The sequence below is a fragment of the Sulfitobacter sp. genome (genome assembly GCF_036961165.1).
GTDB lineage: Bacteria > Pseudomonadota > Alphaproteobacteria > Rhodobacterales > Rhodobacteraceae > Sulfitobacter.
In genome coordinates this window covers 1-6,951 of sequence record NZ_JBALVJ010000121.1, presented here as the reverse complement: position 1 = coordinate 6,951, position 6,951 = coordinate 1, and the positions used below count along the sequence as shown (strand labels likewise).

General features: G+C 55.2%; 7 protein-coding genes and 1 pseudogene. 5 read left to right on the top strand and 3 right to left on the bottom strand.

From position 1 onward, the window contains the following. The first annotated feature begins 423 nt into the window (after positions 1–423). A complete protein-coding gene (locus V7730_RS21445) occupies positions 424–849 on the top strand; it encodes a universal stress protein (protein ID WP_335749593.1) in 426 nt (141 codons plus the stop codon). A gap of 43 nt (positions 850–892) precedes the next feature. Continuing rightward, positions 893–2,536 (top strand): BCCT family transporter, encoded by a 1,644-nt coding sequence (locus V7730_RS21440; protein WP_335749592.1) that lies wholly within the window; start codon positions 893–895, stop codon positions 2,534–2,536. 602 nt (positions 2,537–3,138) lie between these two features. Here the strand turns inward: V7730_RS21440 and V7730_RS21435 are convergent. Next, positions 3,139–4,197 carry a sodium-dependent bicarbonate transport family permease gene (locus tag V7730_RS21435; RefSeq protein WP_335749591.1) on the bottom strand — a complete coding sequence of 353 codons (1,059 nt, stop codon included), beginning with the start codon at positions 4,195–4,197 and terminating at the stop codon, positions 3,139–3,141. 94 nt (positions 4,198–4,291) lie between these two features. On the opposite strand from V7730_RS21435, the gene V7730_RS21430 reads away from it, so the two are divergent. The 3 genes from V7730_RS21430 to V7730_RS21420 are packed head-to-tail and all read left to right on the top strand — an operon-like array spanning position 4,292 to position 5,363. Then, positions 4,292–4,597 (top strand): LysR family transcriptional regulator, encoded by a 306-nt coding sequence (locus tag V7730_RS21430; RefSeq protein ID WP_335749590.1) that lies wholly within the window; start codon positions 4,292–4,294, stop codon positions 4,595–4,597. 48 nt (positions 4,598–4,645) lie between these two features. Further along, positions 4,646–5,179, top strand: coding sequence for a substrate-binding domain-containing protein (locus V7730_RS21425; RefSeq protein ID WP_335749595.1), 534 nt, complete (start codon positions 4,646–4,648; stop codon positions 5,177–5,179). 55 nt (positions 5,180–5,234) lie between these two features. Further along, positions 5,235–5,363: a hypothetical protein gene (locus V7730_RS21420; RefSeq protein ID WP_335749589.1), complete on the top strand. Its 129-nt coding sequence runs from the start codon at positions 5,235–5,237 to the stop codon at positions 5,361–5,363. Positions 5,364–6,018: 655 nt separating this feature from the next. On the opposite strand, the gene V7730_RS21415 is transcribed toward V7730_RS21420, so the two are convergent. Both V7730_RS21415 and V7730_RS21410 read right to left on the bottom strand, forming a co-directional pair. Continuing rightward, on the bottom strand, positions 6,019–6,669 hold the full coding sequence (locus V7730_RS21415) for a LysR substrate-binding domain-containing protein (protein WP_335749594.1): 651 nt from the start codon (positions 6,667–6,669) through the stop codon (positions 6,019–6,021). 90 nt (positions 6,670–6,759) lie between these two features. After that, positions 6,760–6,891: pseudogene (locus V7730_RS21410) on the bottom strand (LysR family transcriptional regulator); the annotation flags it as partial. Positions 6,892–6,951 lie beyond the last annotated feature (60 nt).

Sequence of the window (6,951 nt, the reverse complement as noted above, 5' to 3'; positions counted from 1 at the left end):
ATCACTCCATCTTTGGCTAAAGACTAAAGTGTTGCGTCGACCCGTTGAAATCGCCCCGCATAGCGGACATCCGGATAAAGCGCAGAAAATGTTGGCTCTCCGCCCCCGTAAAGACCCCGCATACGGCCCATTGCCGACATTCAAGGTACTGGCAAATCGACCAACCGATCTCCCCGAACCGGGCGTTCAAGCACAGCGCAGCATTCTTGGTAACAGGATTGATTGCGGTCGTGGGTCAGGCCTCATATGTGCGGCTTGCTAACTGCGGCGATCACCCTATGGTAGTTCTCTCACATCCGATTGCAGGATGGCAGGCATAGGCAGCATCGTGCCTCGTGTAAAAAAAGGGACACAAATGAATATCTTCAGAAATCCCAACGGTGCGGGCCACCGCATGTTCCGCATTTCGGCGAGGGGCGAGTTATGAGTACGTACAAACGTATCATGATCCCTGTCGATCTGGCCCACGTCGACAAGTTCGAGACCGCGCTGGCCGTGGTTGCCGATCTGGCCAAACATTACGATGCGACGGTCACATACGTAGCCATCACATCGAATGTGCCCAGCGCGATCGCGCACAATCCTGAAGAATTTGCACGCAAGCTTGCCGATTTTGCCAAAGAGCAGGGCGCGCACCGTGGCCACCGGACGGCGGCGCAGAGCGTCGTCAGCCACGATCCCGCTGTTGATCTGGACAAGATGCTGGCACGCACGGTCGGAGAGATCGGTGCAGATTTGATCGTCATGGCCACGCATATTCCGAATATGGCCGATATGCTATTGCCGTCGCACGGCGGTGCGTTGGCGCGGCATACTGATGCGTCCGTTTTCTTGGTGCGGGCCCGCTGAGGCGCGACCGACCCCACTATAAATCTCGAGGAGGAGGCATCTGATGTCTGACGAAGCAACCAATCATGGCATCCCCGCGCCACAAGGCACTGCGGATATCATTGAGACGGAGTATGAGATTGGTCAGGACAACGTCGACGGGTCGGTTGGTCCGTTCGGTTTTGACATCCACAACCCGGTTTTCGCCATTTCAGGTGCTGCTATTGTGGCCTTCGTATTCTTCACGCTGGCGCTGCCAGAACAGGCCGAAACGATCTTCAAGGGCATGTTCAACTTCGCCACCAAGAACTTTGACTGGTTCCTGATCGGGGCGGCCGATATCGTGGTGATCTTTGCGTTGTTCCTGATCGTCTCGCCATTTGGAGGTATCCGTCTTGGCGGGTCTACTGCCGTGCCAGACTACACCTACGTTGGTTGGTTCTCAATGCTTTTCGCAGCTGGCATGGGCATCGGGCTGATGTTCTATGGCGTGTCTGAACCGCTATCCCACTTTTCTTCATCCATTGGCGGTGCCGTAACGGAAGGCGATCTGCGCTCGGACTGGGCACCGTTGACTGGCGCGCTGGACGATCAAGAAGGATCAATCCGAATTGGCATGGCCGCGACGATCTTTCACTGGGGTCTGCACCCTTGGGCAATCTATGCGATGGTGGGGCTGGCGCTGGCACTGTTTACCTACAATAAGGGCCTTCCGCTGACGATCCGCTCGGCATTCTATCCAATTTTTGGCGACCGGATCTGGGGCTGGCCGGGTCACCTCATCGACATTCTGGCGGTTTTCGCCACACTTTTCGGTCTGGCAACCTCGCTGGGTTTTGGTGCGACGCAGGCCAGTGCTGGGTTGAACGAATTGTTCGGCATACCCATGGGCAACACGACCGAGGTTATCCTTATTTCGGCCATCACCGCCGTCGCGCTGATTTCGGTGCTGCGCGGGCTTGATGGTGGGGTCAAGGTCCTGTCAGAGATCAACATGGGTCTGGCAGGTTTGCTGGCCCTCTTTACCCTGATCGTAGGGCCGACGGCGTTTTTGTTCGCGTTTTTTTGGGACAGCCTGAAAGCCTATGTTGAATACCTTCCCGCGCTTGCCAATCCATTTGGTCGCGAGGATGTGAATTTTAGCCAAGGTTGGACCGCGTTTTACTGGGCGTGGTGGATCAGCTGGTCGCCTTTCGTGGGTATGTTCATCGCCCGCGTCAGCCGGGGCCGGTCGGTCCGTGAATTCATCATCTGCGTTCTGCTGATCCCCTCGATAGTCTGCGTGGCGTGGATGTCGATCTTCGGCGGCACCGCGATCCATCAGGTGATCACAGACAACTTCACGGGCGCGCAGGATGCGGAATTGCCCCGCCAGTTGTTCCAGATGCTGGGTGAATTGCCGCTCGCGTCGATTACGTCGTTTATCGGCATCGTTCTGGTGATCGTTTTCTTTGTAACGTCGTCTGACTCCGGTTCGCTGGTGATCGACACGATCACAGCGGGCGGAAAGGTCGACGCACCAGCAACTCAGCGCGTGTTCTGGTGCATTTTTGAGGGTGCGGTCGCCATTGCACTGCTGCTTGGGGGTGGTCTGGCAGCGTTGCAGTCGATGGTGATCTCTACCGGGCTCCTGTTCACGGTAGTCCTGCTGGTGATGTGCTATTGTATCTTCCGCGGCTTGCAGAGCGAGCGGGCCGAGGGCAAGTAACCCGACGACGCTAAAAGATCAGGACGGGCACTTGATTTCGGGTGCCCGTTCTCTTTGAAGATACGATAGGTCTCGACCTTAACTTCCTGATAGCGAATGATCGAAAGCTCACGCACAGCAGAGCTTGGTGCCATCGAAATGTTGCTTCCCTGACCAATTCCCGCTCTGGGAAAGCTGCATTGCGCGTCAATGGCTGCAACGGACGTCAGATCTGGGACGGATTTGACAGTGCCATGGTCCGCTTCCGTTACCATAAACGACTTGTCCGTCGCGGCTCCCAGGAGTTCGCTGTTTGATAGTGGGACCGGCCGCGGTAACAACCATAGACGTAGCTTGCTTTGCTGGATGAAAACGCTGATGTCTGCTCTGTAGTTTGACGCTCGTTTTTTGCACCGGCAACGAACTTCCGCTTTCCGCCCTTGGTGTATGATGACGCTCACGGCCCAAAGCTGCCGTTCGCAAGGGTCCGGCCGCCGCAGTGCAGCTTTCCCAAAGCGGACCTCCGTGAACATTGCAGCAATCTGAGGTATTTGAGGTCGGCTATGCGGACAAAGCCAACCTTACTTGTCAAAGCTGGAAGGTCCTCCTCTCGACAATGTGTGTCACATTACCCAGTCGGTTAGGGCCATGAATAATGGAATTCTTAGGATCGCTACGGGTGTTCCCAAACCTGTGGATGTTCCGACGTAGGCCGATGAGTTCGCATCGGGAAGTGCGGCGCGCATTGTCGGAGGGCCGGAAATATCCGAGCTGGATGCCGCCATCACAGCGAGCAGGATGACGCCACCTTCCGAAAATCCTGTGAGTTGATGGGCGATCAAACCTACGCCGAACCCCATCAGACCATGAATGATCGGCGCGGTGACGCCATAGAGGATGTAGGTGTGCGCGACTTTGCGAAGCTCTGCGAACCGTGACCACGCCTCCAGACCCATTATAAGCATCAATATCGACAGCAGGCCCCGGAATAAGGGTTCATAGAAGCTTTTGAAGACGGTGTTAGGTTCGGCCAGAATACCGAGGCAAAGACCGGCGACGAGCGCTGAAATGGCCGGACTTCGGAACGTATCAACCATAATGCCCCGAACTATTTCTGATGTTCCGTCAAGTTCCTGTCCGCTGGCAGGTTGCGTTGGGCCACGCATCAGAACGGTTCCATCGCCGTTGATCTGCACATCACTCGCCGCTTGACGCGCCACGCTGAGTTTGGCGAGTACAATCGCGGTGACCAAGGCTGCAATGTCCATGAACGGATAGAGCGCGCCAATGTACCCCTCATAGGCGATGCCACTGTCGTCAAGCATCGTCATGCCCGCAGCGAGCGTTGACGCAGACACCGCGCCAAACATCCCGACTGTCGCGAGCGCATCCAACTCGGCGACGCCGCGCATTTTCGCTAAAGTCTTACTCCCCAAAAAGACGATTGTAATGCCCAGGAGCGCAGCCCCGATCGCGGGTACGATCAGCGACATAAAATCCGCGCTTCGGATGGCGATGCCGCCCCCCATACCAATCTTCAACAACAAAAGGATGACGATGAATTTATACACCGGTTCCGGTATTTCGAATTTACTACCAAGGGCCGCAAGCATCATGCCTGCGATCAGAAAGGCCAGTGTGGGTTTTTGTATTTGCTCAATAATTGTGATGGCGAAATCCATGTTGTCTCTCCCTTTGGATGTGCCTGATCGGGATACGAGAGTAGGATTGAAAATAAAAACATATCTTTAAGTGACTTTAGTTCTATAAAAGCGAATGAGCTCTCAACTAAACTATCACCACTTGCGGTATTTTCGCGAAGTCGCGATCGAAGGCAATCTGGGCCGTGCAGCGCATCGGTTGAACGTGGCCCAATCGGCTTTGTCGGTTCAAATTCGCCAACTTGAAGACCGGCTTGGGTTCTTGCTGTTTGATCGCATCGGCCGCGCGTTGGTGCTGACAGAAGCGGGTAGCATCGCGCTGGACCACGCTGATCGCATTTTCACGGCAGGCGACGAACTGTTGGCCACGCTGCATCAAAGCGGGGATATCAAACCGCCGCTGCGTATCGGGGCGCTTTAAACGCTATCGCGCAACTTTCAACTTCAGTTTCTAGAGCCTCTCTTGGCGATGGATGAGTTCCAGTTCTCGCTGAAATCCGGCAAGACGGACACGCTGTTGAAAGATCTTGAAACGCTTGCGCTTGATGTGGTTTTGACCACTGAGGTCCCCCAAACGGGATCTCAGTTCCAATTCGCAGCGCAATTGATAGCGGAACAGCCAGTTTATCTTCACGCCACTCCAGACAGGCTTCACCATGACACACTTGATGCCCTTCTTGCCAACGAGCCGCTGATCGTCCCGACTGAGAGCGTGATCCGAGCAGAATTTGAAAACCTCATCGCGATGCTTGGAATGAAACCACATATCGTCGCAAGCGTTGACGACATGGCCATGGTACGCCTTCTTGCGCGGACAGGGGTGGGCGTTGCCATCGCCCCGACCGTCGTTGTCGCCGAAGAGATCGCAACTGGCATTCTGGAAACGGCGGCTTTTACCCTCGGCATCAGTGAGCCGTTCTTTGCCGTGACGCTGCCGCGCAAATTTCCGCACCCTGCACTAAAGAGCCTACTCGCTGGACAGTTCTCGCTCCGGGACAAGTAGCAATATATGGCAATGCTTGGACACTTCTGCCTTTTGGGCCCACTCGCATACTACCATGAAAGCTGCCATTCGCCGCGTCACAGCAGGGCTTCAGGCCGCCGTTCGCTGCGATGGCGAGGATCACGTGATGCGACTTGGACGGCTCGAAATCCGCATAGCAGACCTCCGTGCAGACCGCAGCTAATAGCAAGTTCGAGCCCAAAGAGATGTGCCAAAATCTTGCTGCGCGCGCTCGCAGAAATCAAATTTCTGCGTTGCAATGGATTTCGTAGCCGCGATGCGGCGAGGCTTGCGGACGTTCATGCGAGCTGTGGCAAAAAACTGCATCGGCAATGACTGGACTGCAGGACAAAGCAGGCCGTCGGCGGACGAAAGCCGAGGATTTGGCCTTGCCGGCCATTTCGCCAAATCCTTTTGGCACCGGCAGATCAGGGAAAGTCCCTGCCCGTTTTTAAAGGACGCGCCCGATGCCCACCCTGCTGATCTCTATCTTACTGCCGCGATCCGCAGCATTTGCGCAAGACACTACAAACGGTCAAAGCCGTAGGGCTGCAACATTCCCATGCTGCCCAGTACTTGCGTGCAGGTAGCCGTTTGTTCTTCGGAACAGGCAGCATTGCTACTCCACAATAAACGGCGACTTCGCGCCCATTTTGATGATTTTTGGCGCAGCAGCGGATGCCAACTGTGTGGACGTGAATGCCAGTAGATATCACGAAGTTAAGTCTAACGTTGAGATGTACGCGTTCGATCACGTCACTTCAGGATCATGTGACAACGTGAGTAAAGTCACGGAGGATTCTACAGGTTCTGGACGCGGTTCCACCGAACTCAGCCGACTAATCGAGTGTGATGCTCTCAAAGTCTCGGGACACTACATCTCTGATGAATTCGGCCAATTGTGTGTACGCCGATGAGCGCCCTGCGCCCTTGCGCCAAGCAAGCCCGATAGAACGCGAAATTCTGCGCTTTTTGAGCGATCGGGTGACAACATCACCCAGCGACGATATCTCGGACTGAGCGTAGAGCGCAGGCAAAAAAGTTGTGCCCATATTCATTGATACCATCTGCCGCAAGGCATCCAGACTTGTGCCTTCGTAGTCGGGTATCACATGCGCGCCAAATTCTTCGCACAGAGCGTGGACCTGATCATGCAGGTGATAATCCGGCGCAAGTGATAAGACTGGTAGATCCTTGAGGTCGTTCACAGAAAGATCGGTTTTATGCGCGAGCGGATGATCCGATGACATCGCAAACAGAATTGGTTCTCGAAACAAGGGCTGTGTGATCAGGTCCGCGCTGTTAACCGGCATTTGCGCAAGGACAACATCATGCAGCCCGGCTTTAAGTTCGTCTTGCAGCGTGTTGGGAACACCTTCGCGGATATAAAGCTTTGTGTCCGGGAACGCCTGATGTAATGCGGCCACGACGCGCGGCAACAGATAGGGACCGAGAGTGGCATTCACGCCAAGCCGGATGGTGCTGGCCAATCCGTGTTTCGACGCGGATGCGTAGTCTTCGATGGCTTGAGTATCCAAAAGAACACCGCGCGCCCGCGCGAGGATTTCACGCCCTGTCGGCGTAAATATAGCGCCGCCTTTGGCCCGTTCGACCAAACGGGTGCCGAGCGCCTCTTCCATGTTCTGGATTTGCACACTGAGAGAGGGCTGGCTGACACCGCAGAATTCTGCGGCGCGGCGGAAATGTCCGTGTTCGGCAACTTGAAGTGGTCCTGCTTTTTAGGACAGTTTTGCGGCTTGGCTAAGATGCAT

What these genes read in the sequence shown, in the direction of transcription:
- V7730_RS21430 (WP_335749590.1), top strand. Translation starts at nt 4,292, where the DNA reads ATGAGCTCTCAACTAAACTATCACCACTTGCGGTATTTTCGCGAAGTC.
- V7730_RS21425 (WP_335749595.1), top strand. Translation starts at nt 4,646, where the DNA reads ATGGATGAGTTCCAGTTCTCGCTGAAATCCGGCAAGACGGACACGCTG.
- V7730_RS21420 (WP_335749589.1), top strand. Translation starts at nt 5,235, where the DNA reads ATGAAAGCTGCCATTCGCCGCGTCACAGCAGGGCTTCAGGCCGCCGTT.
- V7730_RS21440 (WP_335749592.1), top strand. Translation starts at nt 893, where the DNA reads ATGTCTGACGAAGCAACCAATCATGGCATCCCCGCGCCACAAGGCACT.
- V7730_RS21435 (WP_335749591.1), bottom strand. Translation starts at nt 4,197, where the DNA reads ATGGATTTCGCCATCACAATTATTGAGCAAATACAAAAACCCACACTG.
- V7730_RS21445 (WP_335749593.1), top strand. Translation starts at nt 424, where the DNA reads ATGAGTACGTACAAACGTATCATGATCCCTGTCGATCTGGCCCACGTC.